The organism is Pseudomonas subflava, from assembly GCF_023823685.1.
Taxonomy (GTDB): Bacteria; Pseudomonadota; Gammaproteobacteria; order Pseudomonadales; family Pseudomonadaceae; genus Aquipseudomonas; species Aquipseudomonas subflava.
Genome location: NZ_JAMXBF010000005.1, coordinates 158,946 through 177,828 on the forward strand (window position 1 = coordinate 158,946; position 18,883 = coordinate 177,828).

Sequence of the window (18,883 nt, forward strand, 5' to 3'; positions counted from 1 at the left end):
CAGGCGGCTTGTGACTGCCGGGTCCGATCCGGAAAATACGCGGCCACCTGTCACCGCCGCGGTTCCGCAGCGGGCGGCATGGTCCAACAACAAATCGGATGGCCACGCGACCGACGCGCCGGCAGCGTCCGAACCCCAGGCCCCTCGCGGCCGAACACCCCGAAACCCGCCACTCGCCCCGCCTTCTTGCGGGGCGCCGCTATTGCATTGCCTCAAGGATGTCCATGAAGTACCTGTTCGCTGCTCTGCTCTCGCTTTCCCTGCTGCATTCCGCTCCGGCACAGGCTGAGCCGATCGTCATCAAGTTTTCCCACGTGGTCGCCGAGGACACCCCCAAGGGTCGCGGCGCGCTGCTGTTCCAGCGCCTGGTGGGCGAACGCCTGGGCGATGCGGTGAAGGTCGAGGTCTACCCCAACTCGACGCTGTTCGGCGATGCCGACGAGATCGGCGCGCTGCTGCGCGGCGAGGTGCAGATGCTGGCGCCTTCAGTATCCAAGTTCGAGGCCTACACCAAGCAGCTGCAGGTGTTCGACCTGCCGTTCCTGTTCGACGACCTGGAGGCGGTGAAGCGCTTCCAGCGCCGCGAGAAGAGCCGCGAGCTGCTGCGCTCCATGGCCGGCCACAATATCTATGGCCTGGCCTTCTGGAACAACGGCATGAAACAGCTCTCCGCCACCCGCGAGCTGCGCGCGCCGGCCGATGCCAAGGGGCTGGCCTTCCGCATCCAGGCTTCCAGCGTGCTGGAGGCGCAGTTCGCCGCGCTCGGCGCCGAGGCCAGGCGCATCCCCTTCGGCGAGTCGCTCAAGGCGCTGCAGGCCGGCACCGTGCAGGGCACCGAGAACGCCTGGTCGAACATGACCGCAGCCGGCTTCGACCGCGCCCAACCGTTCATCACCGAGACCAACCACGGCTCGCTCAACTACATGCTGATCAGCAGCTCGTCGTTCTGGCAGAGCATTCCCTACGCCACCCGCAGCGAGCTGGAGTCCATCGTCGAGGAAGTCACCGCCCAGGTGAACCGCGAGGCCGAGCAGCTCAACCGCCAGGGTCGCGAACAGCTGGCGGCGGCCGGCCAGGCGAAGCTGGTCGCGCTCAGCCCAGCGGAGCGCGCGGCCTGGCGCAGCGCCATGCAGCCGCTGTGGAAGCAATACGAGGCGGAGATCGGCGCCGACGTGCTGCGCGCCGCGCAGACGGTGAATCGGCGCTAGGCCTTTTCCCTGCGAACTGATGGTTTTTGTCCGGCCGCCTTTGCGCCAGACTGCCGGGGCCCAGCGAGGAAAAACCATGAGTGCCAGCGAAGAGAAGTTCACCCGCCAGACCCTCACCGACGTGCGTGTGTGGTCGCCCAGCCTGTTCAGCCTGCGCTGCACCCGCGACGCGGGCTTCCGCTTCCGCGCCGGGCAGTTCGCCCGCCTCGGCGTGCGCAAGGCCGACGGCAGCGTGGTCTGGCGCGCCTACTCGATGGTCTCGGCGCCCCACGACGACCACCTCGAGTTCTTCTCCATCGTCGTTCCCGGTGGCGAGTTCACCTCCGAGCTGAGCCGCCTCGCCGCCGGCGACGAACTGCTGGTGGAGAAGCAGGCCTTCGGCTATCTCACCCTCGACCGTTTCCCCGATGGCCGCGACCTGTGGCTGATCGGCACCGGAACCGGCCTCGCGCCTTTCTTGTCGATTCTTCAGGACCTGGAGGCCTGGCAGCGTTTCGAACGCATCGTCCTGGTGTACAGCGCCCGCGACCGCGGCGAGCTGGCGTACCAGGAGCTGATCGCCGAGCTGCCGCAGCGCGAATGGCTGGAGGGCGCCGGGCACAAGCTGACCTATGTGCCGGTGGTGACCCGCGAGCGGGTGCCCGGTGCGCTGGGTGAGCGGGTCACCCGGCTGATCGAGAACGGCGAGCTGGAGCGCGCCGCCGGGCTGGCGCTGAGCCCGGAACAGTCGCGGGTGATGTTGTGTGGCAACCCGCAGATGATCGACGACACCCGCGCGACCCTGAAGGCCCGCGGCCTGCAGCTGTCGCTCAGTCGCCGCCCCGGCGCCGTGGCGGTGGAAACGTACTGGTAAAGCGCGCCGTGTGCCGCGTTAAGAATTGGTAACTGTTTGCCGCTTAGAGGAGCCAGCGTGTGTCGGTAGCATGGTCGTCCCTTTTTTCCCAAGCGGAACCCATGGACAGCGACTGTTGCCCGCCACCCCCGAGTGGCTTCCCTTCCCTCGACGCCCGCGCGCGTCTTTCCCTTGCCGTATCCGATAGCCTCGCCCAGCGCCGCGACTCTCGCGCCCGCGCCGCGATGACGCCTGCCCGGAGGAAAGCATGATCTTCGAATGGATGGCCGACCCCACCGCCTGGCTGGGTCTGCTGACGCTGATCGTCCTGGAGATCGTCCTGGGCATCGACAACCTGGTGTTCATCGCGATCCTCGCCGACAAGCTGCCGCCGCACCTGCGCGACCGTGCCCGCCTGATCGGCCTGAGCCTGGCGCTGATCATGCGCCTGGGCCTGCTGGCCAGTATTTCCTGGCTGGTGACCCTGACCGAGCCGCTGTTCGAGGTGTTCGGCAAGAGCTTCTCCGGCCGCGACCTGATCATGCTGTTCGGCGGTGTGTTCCTGCTGTTCAAGGCCACCATGGAATTGCACGAGCGCCTCGAGGGCCGCAGTCATCACGCCGCTGGCAGCCGCACCTACGCCGCCTTCTGGCCGGTGGTGGCGCAGATCGTCGTGCTCGACGCGGTGTTCTCCCTGGACGCGGTGATCACCGCCGTGGGCATGGTCGAGCACCTGGAAGTGATGATGATCGCCGTGATCGTCTCCATCGGCCTGATGATCGTCGCCAGCAAGCCGCTGACCGCCTTCGTCAACGCCCACCCGACGGTGATCATGCTGTGCCTGGGCTTCCTGATGATGATCGGCTTCAGCCTCACCGCCGAGGGCCTGGGCTTCCATATCCCGAAGGGCTACCTGTACGCCGCCATCGGCTTCTCGATCCTGATCGAGGTGGCCAACCAGCTGGTGCGCCACAAGCGCAAGCGCCAGCTGCAGGGCGGCCGCGGCATGCGCCAGCGCACCGCGCACGCGGTGCTGCGCCTGCTCGGCGGCAAGATCGAGGCCGACGAGGTGGGCGACGAGATCGCCGACATGCTCGAGGGTGGTGACGGCGAGGCCGCGCTGTTCGACCGCCGCGAGCGGGTGATGATCAGCGGAGTGCTGGGCCTGGCCGAGCTGTCGATCCGTAGCGTGATGACCGGGCGTATCGAGGTCCATCACCTGGACCTGGCCGACGATCCGCAGAAGATCCGCCAGGACCTGCTGGAGTCGCCGTACTCGCGCCTGCTGGTGATCCGCAACGGTCAGGTCGACGAGCCGCTGGGCTACGTGCACAAGAAGGAATTGCTACGCGAGATGCTGCACGGCAGCGAGCCGAACCTGGAGAGCCTGCTGCGTCGCCCGCTCAACCTGCCGGACAGCTGCACCGTGCTCGGCGCGCTGGAGCAGATGCGCCAGGGCTCGACGCACGTGGCCTTCGTGGTCAACGAATTCGGCGGCTTCGAGGGCATGCTGACGCTCACCGACATCCTCGAGGCCATCGCCGGCGAGCTGCCGGATGCCAGCGAGGTGGAGGGGCCGGACATCGAGCCGGCCGACGGCGGCTTCCGCGTCAGCGGCGCGCTGAACCTGCGCCTGGTGCGCGAGCGCATCGGCCTGCGTGCGTTCGCCACCGAGGACTACCAGACCCTCGCCGGCCTGGTGATGAGCCTGCTGGACCGCCTGCCGGCGGTGGGCGACGAGGTGCAGTTCGCCGGCTGGCGCCTGCGCGTGGAAGAGGTGCGCGAGCGGCGGGTCAACCGCCTGTGGCTGGGCCCGCCTGGCGAGCGGTGAAACTGAAAACGGCGCCTTTGGGCGCCGTTTTTCGTCAGGGCTTGCGCTGCTCCTTGAGCAGGTCGCGTATCTCGGTCAGCAGCACTTCCTGAGTGCTCGGCGCCGGCGGAACGGAAGGCGCGGCGGCTTCCTCGCGCTTGAGCCGGTTGATCACTTTGACCCCCATGAAGATGGCGAAGGCGACGATGACGAAGTCGAGCACGGTCTGGATGAACTTGCCGTAGGCCAGCATCACCGCCGGCGCGTCGCCCTGGGCGGCCTTGAGCGTGATGGCCAGGTCGGAGAAGTCGACCCCGCCAATCAGCAGGCCGATCGGCGGCATGACCACGTCGCCGACGAAGGAGCTGACGATCTTGCCGAACGCCGCGCCGATGATGATGCCGACGGCCATGTCCACCACGTTGCCCTTGACGGCGAAGGCTTTGAATTCTTGCAACAGACTCATGTTTCACTCCCTGGAGTTTCTGGTGATGCGGCAAGTGTACCGCTAGGCGGGGTAATGCACGTCGGGCAGCGACTCGAAGCCCGGCTTGGCCAGCAAGTAGCCCTGGAACAGCTCGACGCCCATCTGCCGCAGGCAGTCGAGCTCACCCGAGGTTTCGACGCCCTCGGCGATGACCTGTACGTTGAGCCGGTGACACATGTCGAGCACGCTCTCGACCAGGATCTGGCGCACGCTGTCGGCCTCGATGCCGCGGATCAGGTCCATGTCCAGCTTGATCAGGTCGGGCTGGAAATCGGCGAGCAGGTTGAGCCCGGCGTAGCCCGCGCCGAAGTCGTCGATGGCGGTCATGAAGCCCTGCTCGTGGTAGGCGCGCAGGATCGCGGTCAGGTGCGGGATGTCGAGCACCTGCTCCTGCTCGGTCACCTCGAAGATGATCCGCTCCAGCGGGAACTGGCAGCGCCGCGCCGCCTCCAGCGTGGCGCGAATGCAGGTCTCCGCGCGATACACCGCATTGGGCATGAAGTTGATCGACAGCCTGGCCGGCGCCTGCAGGCGCGAGGCCCATTCCACGGCCTTGATCCGGCAGCTCTGGTCGAAGGCGTAGCGGTTGGCGCTGTCGACCCGCGCCAGCACGCTGCCGGCCGGCTCGCCCGCGGCGCCGCGCACCAGCGCCTCGTGGGCGAACACCTGGCCGCGGCGCAGGTCGACGATGGGTTGAAACGCCATGCTGATGGGAAACTCCAGCGCCTGGCCCTCACGGCAAGCCGAGCAAGCGGACTTCGAGGTCATGCGTCTCTCCTGATGAGCCGGTTCAGGCACCGTCGGCCTTGCGCAGGCGTTCGGCGATCTGGTCCTTGAGCGTCACGCGTTCGGTCTTCAGCGCCTGCAGGGCGAGGTCGTCCAGCGAGGCGCGGCCGTCCTCCACCTCGTAGATGCGCCGGTCGAGCGTCTCGTACTCGTCGGCCAGGCGGGCGAACTGCGCGTCTCCGGCGTGCAGGTCCTGCAGCTGCTGACGGTACTCGGGAAACTCGCGTGACAGGGGATGGTGTTCGAGCGGCATGGTCTTCACTCTCTGCGGTGCATGTCGGTTCAGCCTAGCCCAGTGAGAGCGGCGGCCGTGCAGTCGCGCTCGGCTTGATCCGGATCAATGGGCCTTTGTCGGGGGCCGGTTAGGGTGGGACATCCGTTTTCAGGAAGCTATCCCATGCATGTCGACCACCATCCGCTGATCAAGGATTTCCCCGAGCTACGTGTGCAGCTGCACAGCCTGCGCCAGGACGACCAGGAATTCGCCCGCCTGGCCGACGAGTACGAGGTGCTGGACAAGCGCATCTGCCGCATCGAGGAAGGCACCGAGCTGCTCGACGACCCGTCCCTCGGCCGCCTCAAACAGGCGCGGGTGGTGCTCAAAGACGATCTGGCGCGCCGTCTGCAGCGCGCCGCCGTCCAGTGCTGCGGGTGCGGCAACGGCTGCGCCGGCTGACTCGCCCCGTTCGTAGAGAGCGCCGTGTGCACCAGCCGTGCATTCGGTGCGGCGGCGTTCCCTACACCCATTTCGCGCTCAGTGGGCCGCCGGGGTGATCAGGTAGTTGATCAGCTCGGGTTCGTCGTCCAGCGCGACCTGCCGTGACGGTCGCGTCAGCTGCGGTAGCACGCCTCGCCAGAATGCCGCCGCAAGCTCGTCACCCGGGTGGTAACGCACCAGCCAGGCGTCGTCGCCGGTACACAGCACCTGCTCCGCCAGCGCCCGGCCGATGCCGAGGCGCCGGTAGCGCTTGAGCACGAACAGGTCGGCGAATTCCTGGGCCTCGATGCCCGCCAGTTCGCTGCGTTCGATCAGCAGGAAGCCGGCGATGAAGCCGTCCGCCAGGATCAGGTTGGCGCTCCACCCGGGCTCCTGCCAGTAGCGCACCAGGTGCGGTTCGTGGAGGTAGAAGCGCCCGTCCGTCTCCACGTCTTCCTGCTCCCAGTCCGACGACTCGTAGGCGTAGAACTGGTAGAGGTTGGCGATCAGCGGCATCTGCTCGGCAGCGGTGGGGATCAGTTCGATCTGCATGGTATTCGGCGGTTTCTCTGGGCGGCGCGGGGCTCGGTGATTTCCTGGCGCGCGGTGGCGCCTCGTTGCGACAAGGGCGCTATTATCGCCGTTTTTCCAGCGGAGACTCCCATGGCCAAGGCCAAGCGCATGTACGGCTGCACCGAGTGCGGCGCGACCTTCCCCAAGTGGGCCGGGCAGTGCGGCGAGTGCGGGGCCTGGAACACCCTGACCGAAACCGTGATCGAGAGCGGCGGCGCGGCGGCACCCTCCGGGCGCGGCGGCTGGGCCGGGCAGCAGGCGCAGATCAAGACCCTGGCCGAGGTCAGCGTCGAGGAGGTGCCGCGCTTCTCCACCGTCTCCGGCGAGTTGGACCGGGTGCTCGGCGGCGGCCTGGTGGACGGCTCGGTGGTGCTGATCGGCGGCGACCCCGGCATCGGCAAGTCGACCATCCTGCTGCAGACCCTGTGCAACATCGCCCAGCGCCTCCCGGCCCTGTACGTCACCGGCGAGGAATCCCAACAGCAGGTGGCGATGCGCGCACGCCGGCTGGAGTTGCCGCAGGACAGGCTCAAGGTGATGACCGAGACCTGCATCGAATCGATCATCGACGTGGCGCGCCGCGAGCAGCCCAAGGTGATGGTGATCGACTCGATCCAGACCATCTTCACCGAGCAGCTGCAGTCCGCCCCCGGCGGCGTGGCCCAGGTGCGCGAGAGCGCGGCGCTGCTGGTGCGCTTCGCCAAGCAGAGCGGCACGGCGATCTTCCTGGTCGGCCACGTGACCAAGGAGGGCGCCCTGGCCGGCCCGCGCGTGCTCGAGCACATGGTCGACACGGTGCTGTATTTCGAGGGCGAGTCCGACGGCCGCCTGCGCCTGTTGCGCGCGGTGAAGAACCGCTTCGGCGCGGTCAACGAGCTGGGCGTGTTCGGCATGACCGACAAGGGCCTCAAGGAAGTCACCAACCCCTCGGCGATCTTCCTCACCCGCGCCCAGGAGGCGGTGCCCGGCAGCGTGGTAATGGCCACCTGGGAAGGCACCCGGCCGATGCTGGTGGAGGTGCAGGCGCTGGTCGACACCAGCCACACGGCCAACCCCAAGCGCGTGACCCTGGGCTTGGACCAGAATCGCCTGGCCATGCTGCTGGCCGTGCTGCACCGCCACGGCGGCATTCCCACCTACGACCAGGACGTGTTCCTCAACGTGGTCGGCGGGGTGAAGGTGCTGGAGACGGCCTCCGACTTGGCGCTGATGGCCGCGGTGATCTCCAGCCTGCGCAACAAGCCGCTGCCCCACGACCTGCTGGTGTTCGGCGAGATCGGCCTGTCCGGCGAGATCCGCCCGGTGCCGAGTGGCCAGGAGCGTCTCAAGGAGGCGGCCAAGCACGGCTTCAAGCGCGCCATCGTGCCCAAGGGCAACGCGCCGAAGGAGGCGCCGGCCGGCCTGCAGGTGATCGCCGTGACCCGTCTGGAACAGGCACTGGACGCGCTGTTCGAGTGACGCGCCTGCGGCGCTGTGTCGCTGCCTTCGGCCGGCGGCGTTTGTCGCAGATCAATCTTCCTGTCACGCACGGGGAGGAGCATGGGGCCACGTTCATCACGGAGATGGCTTCATGTTCCTGTTCTTCGATTTCTTCGCCAGAACCCTCAACTACGAGCCGGGTCGGCCCAGGGACAGCGCTGAGGAACGCCGCGAGGCGAGCATCGGCACCCGCCGCGTGGAGGCGCGGCGGCAGCGGCAGGAAAGCCGGGGTTCGTTGAGCCCTCGCTGAGGCAGTCGCCAGGGCCGCCGCGCAGCTTGGATCGGACGGCCACGGTAGGGTGCGCCGCGCGCACCGGGGAATTCCGCGGGAGTCGATGGTGCGCACGGCGCACCCTACGGGCCGCTGGGCTTGGTGCTTACCGAGTTTGCAACGGGCCTGGGAATGGCGGCCTTGCGCGGACGCTCTCGCAGGGTGCGCCGCGCGCACCGGGGAATTCCGCGGGGAGTCGACGGGTGCGCATGGCGCACCCTGCGGCGTTGCGGGGCGGGGTTTCAGTCCGGCTCGCCCAGGGCGGCGAGTTCGCGTTCCAGCAGGCTCTCGTCGCCGAGGTTGAGTTCGACCAGGCGGCGCAGGTGGCTGATGGAGTCCAGGTCGATATGCCGGCAGACGAAGCCGAGCAGGTCGTCGCGGGTGCGGGTCAGCACCACTTCCATTTTCAGGCGGGTGTCGGCGTCCAGGCTGATGGTGGCGATGAAGGGCTGGTTCGGGTCTCCGTTCCAGTCGCGCGGTCGCCTGAGCAGCAGCCCCTTGAGCGACACATCGTGCAACTCGGCCTCCCAGCGCCGCTCGCCCTGGGCGAGTTCGGTGGCGGCGTCGAAGGCGATACGCTGGAAGCGTCGACGCTCGGTGGTCGTATCACTCATGATGGGTATCCTCTGCGGTTTCATCCACTATAGCCAAGGCGCACTGTCGCTGTCGCCGGGCCATCCTTCCTACTGCTGACGGTGTCGACGAAGCCGGGTTCCGGCAATCGCAACCGTCTCTCCTGACACCTCGCGCGGGCGCGCAGTGTAACGCCTGAAAAGGCTCTGGACCGGGCGCTAGACCAAGGTCGAATAATGCGGTTTCGATTCAGCGTCTAAGCTTGAGCGGCAGCCTGTCTGTCTATCGGTTAGGAGTAATCATGAACAATAACAATAGCCTGCTGCGCCACCTGCCCTGGGTGGTGTTGGCCGTGGTGGGCGCCTGTGCCTTGGGTGTCGTGGCGCTGCGCCGCGGCGAAGCCATCAACGCGCTCTGGATCGTGGTGGCCGCGGTGGCCCTCTATCTGGTCGCCTACCGCTACTACGCGCTGTTCATCGCCAACAAGGTGATGCAGCTCGACCCCACCCGCGCCACGCCGGCGCTGCTCAACAACGACGGTCTGGACTATGTGCCGACCAACAAGCACATCCTCTTCGGTCACCACTTCGCCGCCATCGCCGGCGCCGGCCCGCTGGTCGGCCCGGTGCTCGCCGCGCAGATGGGCTACCTGCCCGGCACGCTCTGGCTGATCGCCGGCGTGGTGCTGGCCGGCGCGGTGCAGGACTTCATGGTCCTGTTCCTCTCCACCCGCCGCAACGGTCGCTCGCTGGGCGACATGGTGCGCGAGGAGATGGGCCGGATACCGGGCACCATCGCCCTGTTCGGCTGCTTCCTGATCATGATCATCATCCTCGCGGTGCTGGCGCTGATCGTGGTCAAGGCCCTGGCCGAGAGCCCCTGGGGTATGTTCACGGTGATGGCGACGATACCCATCGCGGTGTTCATGGGCGTGTACATGCGCTTCATCCGTCCCGGCCGGATCGGTGAAGTCTCGCTCATCGGTGTGGTGCTGCTGCTGGCGTCGATCTGGGTAGGTGGCCTGGTCGCCGCCGATCCGGTGTGGGGCCCGGCCTTCACCTTCACCGGCGTGCAGATCACCTGGATGCTGGTGGGCTACGGTTTCGTCGCCGCGGTGCTGCCGGTGTGGCTGATCCTCGCCCCGCGCGACTACCTGTCGACCTTCCTCAAGATCGGCACCATCATCGCTTTGGCCATCGGCATCCTGGTGGTCATGCCCGAGTTGAAGATGCCGGCGCTGACCCAGTTCACCGACGGCACCGGCCCGGTGTGGAAGGGCACCCTGTTCCCGTTCCTATTCATCACCATCGCCTGCGGCGCGGTGTCCGGCTTCCACGCGCTGATCAGCTCCGGCACCACGCCCAAGCTGCTGGCCAACGAGTCGCACGCCCGCTACATCGGCTACGGCGGCATGCTGATGGAGTCGTTCGTCGCCATCATGGCCATGGTCGCCGCCTCGGTGATCGAGCCGGGCGTGTACTTCGCCATGAACAGCCCGGCCGCGGTGGTCGGCTCCGACGCCGCCGCGGTGGCCGCGACCGTCAGCAGCTGGGGCTTCACCATCACCCCCGACGCGCTGGAGGCGGTGGCCAGGGACATCGGCGAGAACACCATCCTGGCCCGTGCCGGCGGTGCGCCGACCCTCGCCGTGGGCATCGCGCAGATTCTCCACAGCGTGCTGCCGGGCGAGAACACCATGGCGTTCTGGTATCACTTCGCCATCCTGTTCGAAGCGCTGTTCATCCTCACCGCGGTGGACGCCGGCACCCGTGCCGGGCGCTTCATGCTGCAGGACCTGCTCGGCAACTTCGTGCCGGCCCTGAAGAAGACCGAATCCTGGGGTGCCAACGTCATCGCCACCGCCGGCTGCGTGGCGCTGTGGGGCTGGCTGCTGTACCAGGGCGTGGTCGATCCGCTGGGCGGCATCAACACCCTGTGGCCGCTGTTCGGCATCTCCAACCAGATGCTCGCCGGTATCGCCCTGATGCTTGGCAGCGTGGTGCTGATCAAGATGAAGCGCCAGCGCTACGTCTGGGTCACCCTGGTGCCGGCCTGCTGGCTGCTGATCTGCACCACCACTGCGGGCCTGATCAAGCTGCTCGACCCGAACCCGGCCGTCGGCTTCCTGGCTCTGGCGAAGAAGTACAACGAGGCGCTGGACGCCGGCCAGATCCTGGCCCCGGCCAAGGACATCGGCCAGATGCAGCACGTGATCTTCAACGCCTACACCAACTCGGTGCTGACCGTGCTGTTCCTGTTCGTCGTCCTCAGCGTGCTGTTCTACGCGATCAAGGTCGGCCGCGCCGCCTGGGTGACACCGGCGCGCACGGACAAGGAATCCCCCTTCCAGCCGATCCCGGACGCCTGACATGTTCAACGACCTCAGCCGCATGGGTAAGTATCTCGGGCAGGCCGCACGCATGCTGGTCGGCATGCCCGACTACGACACCTATGTGGAGCACATGCAGAAGAAGCACCCGGACCAGCCGGTGATGAGCTATGAGGCGTTCTTCCGCGAACGCCAGGAGGCTCGTTACGGCGGAGGGAAGGGACGCCCCATCCGCTGTTGCTGACCGAGGCGCCGTTAGCCGAAGGTGGACTGCCGCTGCGCGGCGAGGCCACCCTACAATAGCGGCACCGCAGTACCCACGCGCCACGCCAGTCGTGGCGCGTGTCTTTCTGGAGGATCGCGATGTACCCGCCCATTCCCGTCACCGTGCTCACCGGCTTTCTCGGTGCCGGCAAGACCACGCTGCTACGCCACATGCTGCAGGCCGAGCACGGCCTGAAGCTGGCGGTGATCGAGAACGAATTCAGCGAGACGCCGATCGACGGCCAGCTGCTCGGCGACCAGCCGGTGGAGCTGCTGACCCTGGCCAACGGCTGCGTCTGCTGCTCCATCCATGTCGAGCTGGAAAAGGCGCTGTTCCTGCTGCTGGACAAGCTGGACGCCGGCGAGCTGGCCTTCGACCGCCTGGTGATCGAGTGCACCGGCCTGGCCGACCCCGCGCCGGTGGCGCAGACATTCTTCGCGGACGAGGAGCTGGCCCAGCGCTACGTGCTCGACGGCATCGTCACCCTGGTCGATGCGGTGAACGCCGAACGCCACCTGCAGGAGGCCATCGCCCAGGCCCAGGTCGGCTTCGCCGATCGCATCCTGCTGAGCAAGACCGACCTGGTCAGCGCGGAGCAGGTCGAGGCGCTGGGCCAGCGTCTGCAGCGGATCAATCGTCGCGCCCCGCAGCGGGTGGTCGAGCATGGCCGCATCGACCTGGCCGAACTGCTCGATATCCGCGGCTTCAACCTCAACGCCGACGTGGCGGTGACGCCGACCCTGCGTCCGCTGGCGCCGCTCGGCAAGAGCCCGGACCGCATCCGTACCCTGGTGCTGCAGAGCGACCGGCCGCTCGACCTGGATCGCCTCAGCGCCTTCATGGAAGGCCTGCTGGAGCGCCACGGCAATGCGCTGCTGCGCTACAAGGGCGTGCTCTCGGTGGCCGGTGACGAGCGCCGCCTGGTGTTCCAGGGCGTGCTGCGCCTGTATGGCTTCGACTGGGACACGCCCTGGGCCGAAGACGAGGCGCGCGAGAGCGTGCTGGTGTTCATCGGCGACGACCTGCCGGAAGATGAGATCCGCGCCGGCTTCGCCGACGTGCAGGACTGAGCCCGGGTCGCGCCCCGGGCCTTGTTTCAGCTCACCACATCGTTCTGCGAGAACGCGTTGACGCCCAGCAGGCGGATGCTGAATTCCGCCGCGCTGTCGGCGTTCACGCTGCCGTACAGCGTGCCCTGGTCGAAGCGCAGCTGGGCGGTGGCGTCGGTGGCGCTGAAGGCGTCATTGCCGATGAATTCGAAGGCTTCCCGAGCCGCCGTCAGCGGGTTGGCGTCCAGTGCCGAGAAGTCGATGCGGTCGCCGTCACCGCTCCTGAAGCCGCTGATGATGTCGGCCAGCTCGCCGAGGCCGAGCTCGCTCAGGTCGCGGAACACATAGAGGTCCGCGCCGCTGCCGCCGATCAGCGTGTCGGTGCCGGCGCCGCCGATCAGTACATCGTTGCTGCCGCCGCCGTTGAGGGTGTCGTCGCCAGCGCCGCCGAGTAGCAGGTTGCTGGCGCTGTTGCCGGTCAGGTTGTCGGCGTAGGCGCTGCCCTCCAGGTTCTCGAAGCTCTTGACCACGTCGCTGCCGGAGCCGCCGGTGGCCTGAGCCAGTCCGGTGGCCAGGCTGACGCTCACACCGGCGGTGGCGAAGGCATAGGAAACGGTGTCGATGCCGCCGCCACCGTTGAGCAGATTGTCGCCGTGGCTGGCATAGAGGGTGTTGTCGAGCGCATTGCCGATGCCGTTGAGCTGATCGTCACCGACCAGCACCAGGTTCTCCAGATTGGCGCCGAGGGTGTAGTTGGCGCTGGCGATCACCAGGTCGACGCCGCCCTTGGCGGCATCCGCCTCGGTTTCCACCGCGCGGTCGCCGGCGTTGTCGACGTAGTAGGTGTCCGAGCCGTCGCCGCCGAGCATCCAGTCGACGCCGCCGGCGCCGTTGAGCACGTTGGCCGCGGCGTTGCCGCCGAGGGTGTTGTCGCGGGCGTTGCCGGTGCCGTCGATGGCCTCGCTGCCGGTCAGCGTCAGCACGTCAAGGTTGTCGCCGAGGGTCCAGCTGACGCTGCTGTCGACCCGGTCGATCTCCACATCGTCGATCTCCGGGCCATCCAGCCCGGTCTCGATGATCTGATCGCCCGCTCCGTCGACGATGTAATAGTCCTCGCCTTCACCGCCGACCAGTATTTGGTCGCCGTTGCGGGCGTCCAGGGTTTCCGCGCCGTCGCTGCCGTACAGGGTGGCGCCGGCGACGCCGGTGATGTGCTTTTCCGGGTACTTGCTGATGGCCTCGGGCGAGGCGTTGTCGCCGGGGTCGGCCTGATAGCCCATGTCTGCGGCGATGAAGTCGGCCAGGCGCTGGCCGACGATTTCGGCCGATTCCTCGTGCAGGTGCCAGACATCGTTGTAGGACAGCACCGGGTCCACCTCATAGCGCAGCGGCAGGTCGCGGTAATCCACGGCGATCTTGATGTCGTCGCGGGCCGCGGCCATTTCGTCCTGGGCTTGGCGCACCAGTTCGGTGGCGGCGACCAACTGGGAAACCTTGAGTGGGTTGGCGCCGCGCACCGCGGCGGCATCCTCCTGATAGCGGCCGGTGTGCATCATGTAGATGGTGGCGTCGGGTACGCCGAGCTGGGTCTTTAGGAAATCGAACACCTTCAGCGTGCTGCTCTTGTACAACTCCAGGTAGGCCTGCTGATCGCTGCTCGCGACCAGCGTCTGCGCGGCTTCCTCGCCCTGGCCCCAAATCATCGCGAAGGTGACGTTGCCGCGTCCCTCCAGTGTCGCCATCTGGCTCTGCAGCTGCGCCAGGGCGTTGAGGGTGAGGTATCCGGGGGTGTCGGTGTCCACGTGCCACCAATTCAGCAGCAGTTGTTCTGGGGAGTCGGTTGAGTGCCCGGTCACCGTGCTACCGCCCTCGGCGATATCGATCGCGTCGCCCTCGTCGTTGTAGAACAGGCTCTCCACCGAGTCGAAATCGGTATAGCGCTGCAGGTCGCCGATCATCTGCGAGACGCCGGATTGATGGTCGTCCTCGTACAAGCGCAGCAGGCGCGAGTTGGATTGACCGAGTGTAGGGATGAAGAGGATCTCGCGATCGCCGCCGCCCTGACTAAAGATGAAGTCACTTGCGCTCAGCTGGCCGGTGAGATCACCTTCCAGGGCGATCTCGAAGCGGTTTCCGTCGCTGTCACTCTCCGCCGACTTCACATAGGTCTTACCGCCGGTGTCGCTGAGGGTGATGTACAGCGTGTCGTTGTGGCCATTCCCCAGGCCGAAGATGCCCAGGGCCGAGACGTCGATCTTGTCCACGCCAGGGGTGAAGTCGAGAATGACATCGGTCGCCGTCAAGCCACCGGCGTCGTAGTTGCGGTAGCTGTCCTGCGGCTCGCTGAAGACGAAAGTGTCCACGCCTTCGCCGCCGCGCAGCTGGTCGATGCCTGCACCTCCGTCGAGCCGATCGCCGCCGCCGGCGCCGTCCAGGATGTCGTCGCCGCCGAGGCCGAACAGTTGCTCGCCGTAGTCGCTGCCGGTCAGCAGGTTGCCCTGTTCGTCGCCCACAATGGTGGCGGGCGGCGGCTGGAAGATGATGTTGCCCTGATGCAGGCCGGTGCGCAGATCGCCCGTGAAGCCCAACTCGAATTGCCGGCCGTCGCCGTCCGGCTCCTGCGAGCGCAGGTAGGTGCGGTTGCTCGCGGCGCTATAGACCAGCTGGAGCGTACCGTCGAAACCGTTGCCCAGGCCGGTGAAGCCCAGGTCGCGCAGGTCGAGCCGATCCTGGGTGGGGTCGAAGTCGGTGATCAGGTCCGACTGGGTGATGCCGGCCGCGCGATAACTGTCTCCCAGTGAGGCGATGCGGAACAGATCTGCGCCGTCGCCGCCGGTAAGACGGTCGCGGCCCGCTCCGCCGTCGAGCAGGTCGTTGCCTGCCGCGCCGGAGAGGTTGTCGGTGCCGGCGAGTCCATAGAGGATGTCGGCATCCGCGGTGCCGCCCAAGGTGTTGGCGCCGGCATCGCCGAGAATGGCGTCGGGTTCTGCCACCGTCAGCTCGAACTGATCGGCGGCGCTGCCGCCGCGTCCATCGCTGACCTGCACCTCGATCTGGTACCGCCCAGGCATGGCGCCTGGCGCGCCGGCGAAGCTCTGGGCGAGGGGGTCGAAGCTCAGCCAGGCAGGCAGGGCGCCGCCGCCGAGCAGGCCCGCGGTGTAGGTCAGCGGGTCGCCATCGGGGTCGAGAAAGGGCGCCGTACTCGGGGCGAAGCCGAAGCTGGCGCCGGCCCGCACCCCTTGGTCCGCCAGGGGTGTTTCCAGCTGCGGCGCGCGATTCGGCGCCGGCGTGGCCAGGATCAGATCGGCCTCCGTCAGGTCCAGGCGATTGCCATCCAGCGACAGGGAGAAGCGCTGCCCCGACGCATCGGCCTGGCTGGCCTGCAGGTAGGTGCGGTCGATGACGGCGTTGTACACCAGCTGCAGCTGGGTGGAGCCGCTGCCGAGACCGGTAAAACCGAGCGCGCTGACATCAATGCGGTCGACACCGATCTGGAAGTCGCCGATGTTGTCACTGAAGTTGCCGCCGTTCAGGTAGCTGTCGCCGAGGGCGGAGAAACGGAATACATCGGCACCCTGGCCGCCGAGAAGCCTGTCGCGCCCGGCGCCACCGTCCAGCAGGTCGTTGCCCGCCGCGCCCGACAGCGTGTCGTTGCCGGCCATTCCGAACAGGCGCTCACTGCCCGCGCCGCCTTGCAACAGGTCATTACCCGCGGTCCCTTCCAGGGTCACTACCAACTGCCCGCTGGGCTCGTCAGACATTACGCTACCTGTGCCGTACAGCAGGGCTTCGCCGCGCACCGTGGCGCTGATGTCGTTGTCGTACACGCCGGTTCCGCGAGTGCCATCGTTGCGTTCCTGCACGCCGTAGGTCGAGTGCCCGTCGCCGCGGATGACGTTGTGCTCGATCAAGTTGTTCTGCGCCGTCCAGAACAGCCCGGAGGGACCGGCCGTATCGTCGTAGGACTGCACCAGGATCTCCGGATTGGGAGCACTCTGCGCATTGCCGTAGATTTCGCTGTTGATCACCTGAACATCGGAGCTGCCATAGATGCGCACGCCGGTGCCACCATTGCCGTAGATCTCGGCGCCATCCACCGTTACCTGGCTGGACAGTTTGATCAGGATGCCTTCCTTGGCATTGCCGTAGTACTCGCCGCCCTGGATCAGGATGTTTTCCGGCGAAGGAATGTCGTCCGAGCCGCGCTGCACGACGATGCCGTTGCCGCCGTTGCCATAGGCCACGTTGTCGAGCAGCACGAAGTCGTGGGTGCTGGTGACCACGTTGAAACCGTGGCGGTCGTTGTCGTAGGCGATGTTGCCGACGAAGGCGCCGTCGATCATGTAATCGGCGACGAAGCCGTCCAGGCCGTTGCCGTGGGCGACGCAGTCCTTGATCAGCATGTTGATGGTCTGTTCGTGCGGATCGAAGCCGTAGCCCGAGCAGTCGCGGATCTCCACGCGCTCCAGGGTCACGTTGCGGTCGGCGCCGTCCTGCCCGGGAATGTAGCCGTTGAACCAGCCATCAACCTTGCCGGTGGTGGCGTCGCGGTTGCCGTCGATGGTGAGGTCGCTGACGCCGAAGTCGTGGGTCTCTTCGCCGTAGGCCGAGCGGATGACGCCGGTGATCTTCTGATTCCAGCCGTCGACCAACTTGATCACCGTCTCGCCCATGCCCGCGCCTTGCAGGTAGACGTTGCTCGGCAGCATCAGGCAGCCGTCGGAGGCCTCCTCTCCACCGCTGACCCGGTAGACGCCGACGGCGATCTGTACCGTACCGCCTCCCGCCGCCGCGGCCGCGTCGATGGCGGCCTGAAGGGCTGCCGTGTCGTCAGTGATGCCGTCGCCCAGTGCTCCGTAATCCCTCGCATCGAAAACCATGGCGCTGTCCCCTGTTTGCCGCCGCCGGTAATAGCGGTTCGGACGAAGAAGGCATGGTTTAAGGCGTTTAAGGCCGGGTGGCGACGACCGTCCGTCAGAGATTTGGCCAAATGCCGGTATGTGGTCGTTTTATCGATCTAACCCTTTGATAAGTCTGCTTATTTATTCTTTCTAACCGCTGCGTCAGGAAAGCGGCACGGATACAAAAAAGCCCGGCGGGTGCCGGGCTCTTCTGTCACGACTTTGACGACTACTTTCCGTACACCGGCAGTTTGGCGCAGACGGCCTTGACCTTCTCGCGCACGGCGTCGACCACGGACTCGTCGCCCATGTTCTGCAGGATGTCGCAAATCCAGCCGGCCAGCTCCTTGCACTCGGCTTCCTGGAAGCCGCGGGTGGTGACGGCCGGAGTGCCGATGCGCAGACCGGAGGTGACGAACGGCGAACGCGGGTCATTCGGCACGCTGTTCTTGTTCACGGTGATGAAGGCGCGACCCAGGGCGGCGTCGGCGTCCTTACCGGTGATGTCCTGCTTGATCAGCGAGAGCAGGAACAGGTGGTTCTGGGTGCCGCCGGAGACGACATCGAAACCACGCTCGATGAACACGCCGGCCATGGCCTGGGCGTTCTTCACCACCTGCTGCTGGTAGGTCTTGAACTCGGGCTGCAGGGCTTCCTTGAAGCAGATGGCCTTGGCGGCGATCACGTGCTCCAGCGGGCCACCCTGGGCGCCCGGGAAGACGGCGGAGTTGAGCTTCTTCTCGATCTCCTCGTTCTTCTTGGCCAAGATCAGGCCGCCGCGCGGGCCGCGCAGGGTCTTGTGGGTGGTGGTGGTGACCACGTCGGCGAACGGTACCGGGTTCGGGTACACGCCGGCGGCGACCAGACCGGCCACGTGGGCCATGTCTACGAACAGGTAGGCACCGACCTTGTCGGCGATGGCGCGGAAGCGGGCGAAGTCCAGCACCTGCGAGTAGGCGGAGAAGCCGGCGACGATCATCTTCGGCTTGTGCTCGACAGCCAGGCGCTCGACTTCGTCGTAGTCGATCAGGCCGGCGTCGGTGATGCCGTACTGCACGGCGTTGTACAGCTTGCCGGAGGAGGACACGGAGGCGCCGTGGGTCAGGTGGCCACCGTGGGCCAGGCTCATGCCGAGGATGGTGTCACCGGCCGACAGCAGGGCCAGGTAGACGGCGGCGTTGGCCTGGGAGCCGGCGTGCGGCTGGACGTTGGCGTAGTCGGCGCCGAACAGCTGCTTGGCGCGGTCGATGGCCAGCTGCTCGACCACGTCGACGTGCTCGCAACCACCGTAGTAGCGCTTGCCCGGATAGCCTTCGGCGTACTTGTTGGTCAGCACGCTGCCCTGGGCTTCCATCACCGCCGGGCTGGTGTAGTTCTCGGAGGCGATCAGTTCGATGTGGTCTTCCTGGCGCTGGGCTTCCTGCTCCATGGCGGCGAAGAGTTCTGCATCGTAGCGGGCAATGGTCAAATCACGGCTGAACATGGTGGTCACCTGATCTATCAGCGGGCGGTAGTAAGAGTCTGCTAACGACGCCTGGCCGGCGGCCAGCGGGTTCGTGAACAGGTTCTAAGGAAGGCGCGCATTCTACCCGATGTGCCGCGCCCTGGCACATGAAAGGCGGT

General features: G+C 66.8%; 16 protein-coding genes. 9 read left to right on the plus strand and 7 right to left on the minus strand.

From position 1 onward, the window contains the following. Window positions 1-218 precede the first annotated feature (218 nt). The 3 genes from NF616_RS07470 (at window position 219) to NF616_RS07480 (ending at window position 3,871) form a co-directional block, all read left to right on the plus strand. Window positions 219-1,208 (plus strand): DctP family TRAP transporter solute-binding subunit, encoded by a 990-nt coding sequence (locus NF616_RS07470; protein WP_252272613.1) that lies wholly within the window; start codon window positions 219-221, stop codon window positions 1,206-1,208. A gap of 76 nt (window positions 1,209-1,284) precedes the next feature. Next, window positions 1,285-2,061: a ferredoxin--NADP reductase gene (locus NF616_RS07475; RefSeq protein ID WP_252272614.1), complete on the plus strand. Its 777-nt coding sequence runs from the start codon at window positions 1,285-1,287 to the stop codon at window positions 2,059-2,061. A gap of 247 nt (window positions 2,062-2,308) precedes the next feature. Continuing rightward, entirely contained in the window at window positions 2,309-3,871 is a 1,563-nt protein-coding gene (locus NF616_RS07480) for a TerC family protein (protein ID WP_252272615.1), read from the plus strand. A 34-nt stretch (window positions 3,872-3,905) separates the two neighbouring features. On the opposite strand, the gene mscL is transcribed toward NF616_RS07480, so the two are convergent. From mscL to NF616_RS07495, 3 genes are read right to left on the minus strand one after another with little or no spacing between them, the layout of a single operon-like run. After that, window positions 3,906-4,316, minus strand: coding sequence for a large-conductance mechanosensitive channel protein MscL (gene mscL, locus NF616_RS07485; protein ID WP_252272616.1), 411 nt, complete (start codon window positions 4,314-4,316; stop codon window positions 3,906-3,908). Between the two features lie 42 nt (window positions 4,317-4,358). Beyond that, on the minus strand, window positions 4,359-5,105 hold the full coding sequence (locus NF616_RS07490) for an EAL domain-containing protein (protein ID WP_252272617.1): 747 nt from the start codon (window positions 5,103-5,105) through the stop codon (window positions 4,359-4,361). A 22-nt stretch (window positions 5,106-5,127) separates the two neighbouring features. Beyond that, window positions 5,128-5,376 carry an HP1242/YdcH family protein gene (locus NF616_RS07495; RefSeq protein WP_252272618.1) on the minus strand — a complete coding sequence of 83 codons (249 nt, stop codon included), beginning with the start codon at window positions 5,374-5,376 and terminating at the stop codon, window positions 5,128-5,130. 144 nt (window positions 5,377-5,520) lie between these two features. Between NF616_RS07495 and NF616_RS07500 the strand changes: the two genes are divergently transcribed. Beyond that, window positions 5,521-5,799: an HP1242/YdcH family protein gene (locus NF616_RS07500; RefSeq protein ID WP_252272619.1), complete on the plus strand. Its 279-nt coding sequence runs from the start codon at window positions 5,521-5,523 to the stop codon at window positions 5,797-5,799. A 78-nt stretch (window positions 5,800-5,877) separates the two neighbouring features. Here NF616_RS07500 and NF616_RS07505 read toward each other — a convergent pair whose 3' ends face one another. Further along, window positions 5,878-6,372, minus strand: coding sequence for a GNAT family N-acetyltransferase (locus NF616_RS07505; RefSeq protein WP_252272620.1), 495 nt, complete (start codon window positions 6,370-6,372; stop codon window positions 5,878-5,880). A 111-nt stretch (window positions 6,373-6,483) separates the two neighbouring features. Here NF616_RS07505 and radA point away from each other — a divergent pair, with 111 nt between their 5' ends. Together radA and NF616_RS07515 are read left to right on the plus strand one after the other, a co-directional pair. Further along, window positions 6,484-7,851 (plus strand): DNA repair protein RadA, encoded by a 1,368-nt coding sequence (radA, locus tag NF616_RS07510; protein WP_252272621.1) that lies wholly within the window; start codon window positions 6,484-6,486, stop codon window positions 7,849-7,851. 112 nt (window positions 7,852-7,963) lie between these two features. After that, window positions 7,964-8,122 (plus strand): hypothetical protein, encoded by a 159-nt coding sequence (locus tag NF616_RS07515; RefSeq protein WP_252272622.1) that lies wholly within the window; start codon window positions 7,964-7,966, stop codon window positions 8,120-8,122. 263 nt (window positions 8,123-8,385) lie between these two features. Here the strand turns inward: NF616_RS07515 and NF616_RS07520 are convergent, their stop codons facing one another. Then, window positions 8,386-8,757 carry a PilZ domain-containing protein gene (locus tag NF616_RS07520; RefSeq protein WP_252272623.1) on the minus strand — a complete coding sequence of 124 codons (372 nt, stop codon included), beginning with the start codon at window positions 8,755-8,757 and terminating at the stop codon, window positions 8,386-8,388. Between the two features lie 260 nt (window positions 8,758-9,017). Between NF616_RS07520 and NF616_RS07525 the strand changes: the two genes are divergently transcribed. The 3 genes from NF616_RS07525 to yjiA all read left to right on the plus strand — a co-directional run bounded on the left by NF616_RS07525 (window position 9,018) and on the right by yjiA (window position 12,380). After that, on the plus strand, window positions 9,018-11,084 hold the full coding sequence (locus NF616_RS07525; RefSeq protein WP_252272624.1) for a carbon starvation CstA family protein: 2,067 nt from the start codon (window positions 9,018-9,020) through the stop codon (window positions 11,082-11,084). Window position 11,085: 1 nt separating this feature from the next. Continuing rightward, a complete protein-coding gene (locus tag NF616_RS07530) occupies window positions 11,086-11,289 on the plus strand; it encodes a YbdD/YjiX family protein (RefSeq protein WP_021701100.1) in 204 nt (67 codons plus the stop codon). A gap of 119 nt (window positions 11,290-11,408) precedes the next feature. After that, the gene (gene yjiA / locus NF616_RS07535) at window positions 11,409-12,380 is read left to right on the plus strand and encodes a GTPase (RefSeq protein WP_252272625.1); all 972 of its coding nucleotides are present in this window, start codon (window positions 11,409-11,411) and stop codon (window positions 12,378-12,380) included. Window positions 12,381-12,406: 26 nt separating this feature from the next. On the opposite strand, the gene NF616_RS07540 is transcribed toward yjiA, so the two are convergent. Both NF616_RS07540 and glyA read right to left on the minus strand, forming a co-directional pair. After that, window positions 12,407-17,239 carry a M10 family metallopeptidase C-terminal domain-containing protein gene (locus tag NF616_RS07540; RefSeq protein WP_350493484.1) on the minus strand — a complete coding sequence of 1,611 codons (4,833 nt, stop codon included), beginning with the start codon at window positions 17,237-17,239 and terminating at the stop codon, window positions 12,407-12,409. A 250-nt stretch (window positions 17,240-17,489) separates the two neighbouring features. After that, on the minus strand, window positions 17,490-18,743 hold the full coding sequence (gene glyA / locus NF616_RS07555) for a serine hydroxymethyltransferase (protein WP_252272626.1): 1,254 nt from the start codon (window positions 18,741-18,743) through the stop codon (window positions 17,490-17,492). Window positions 18,744-18,883: the final 140 nt, after the last annotated feature.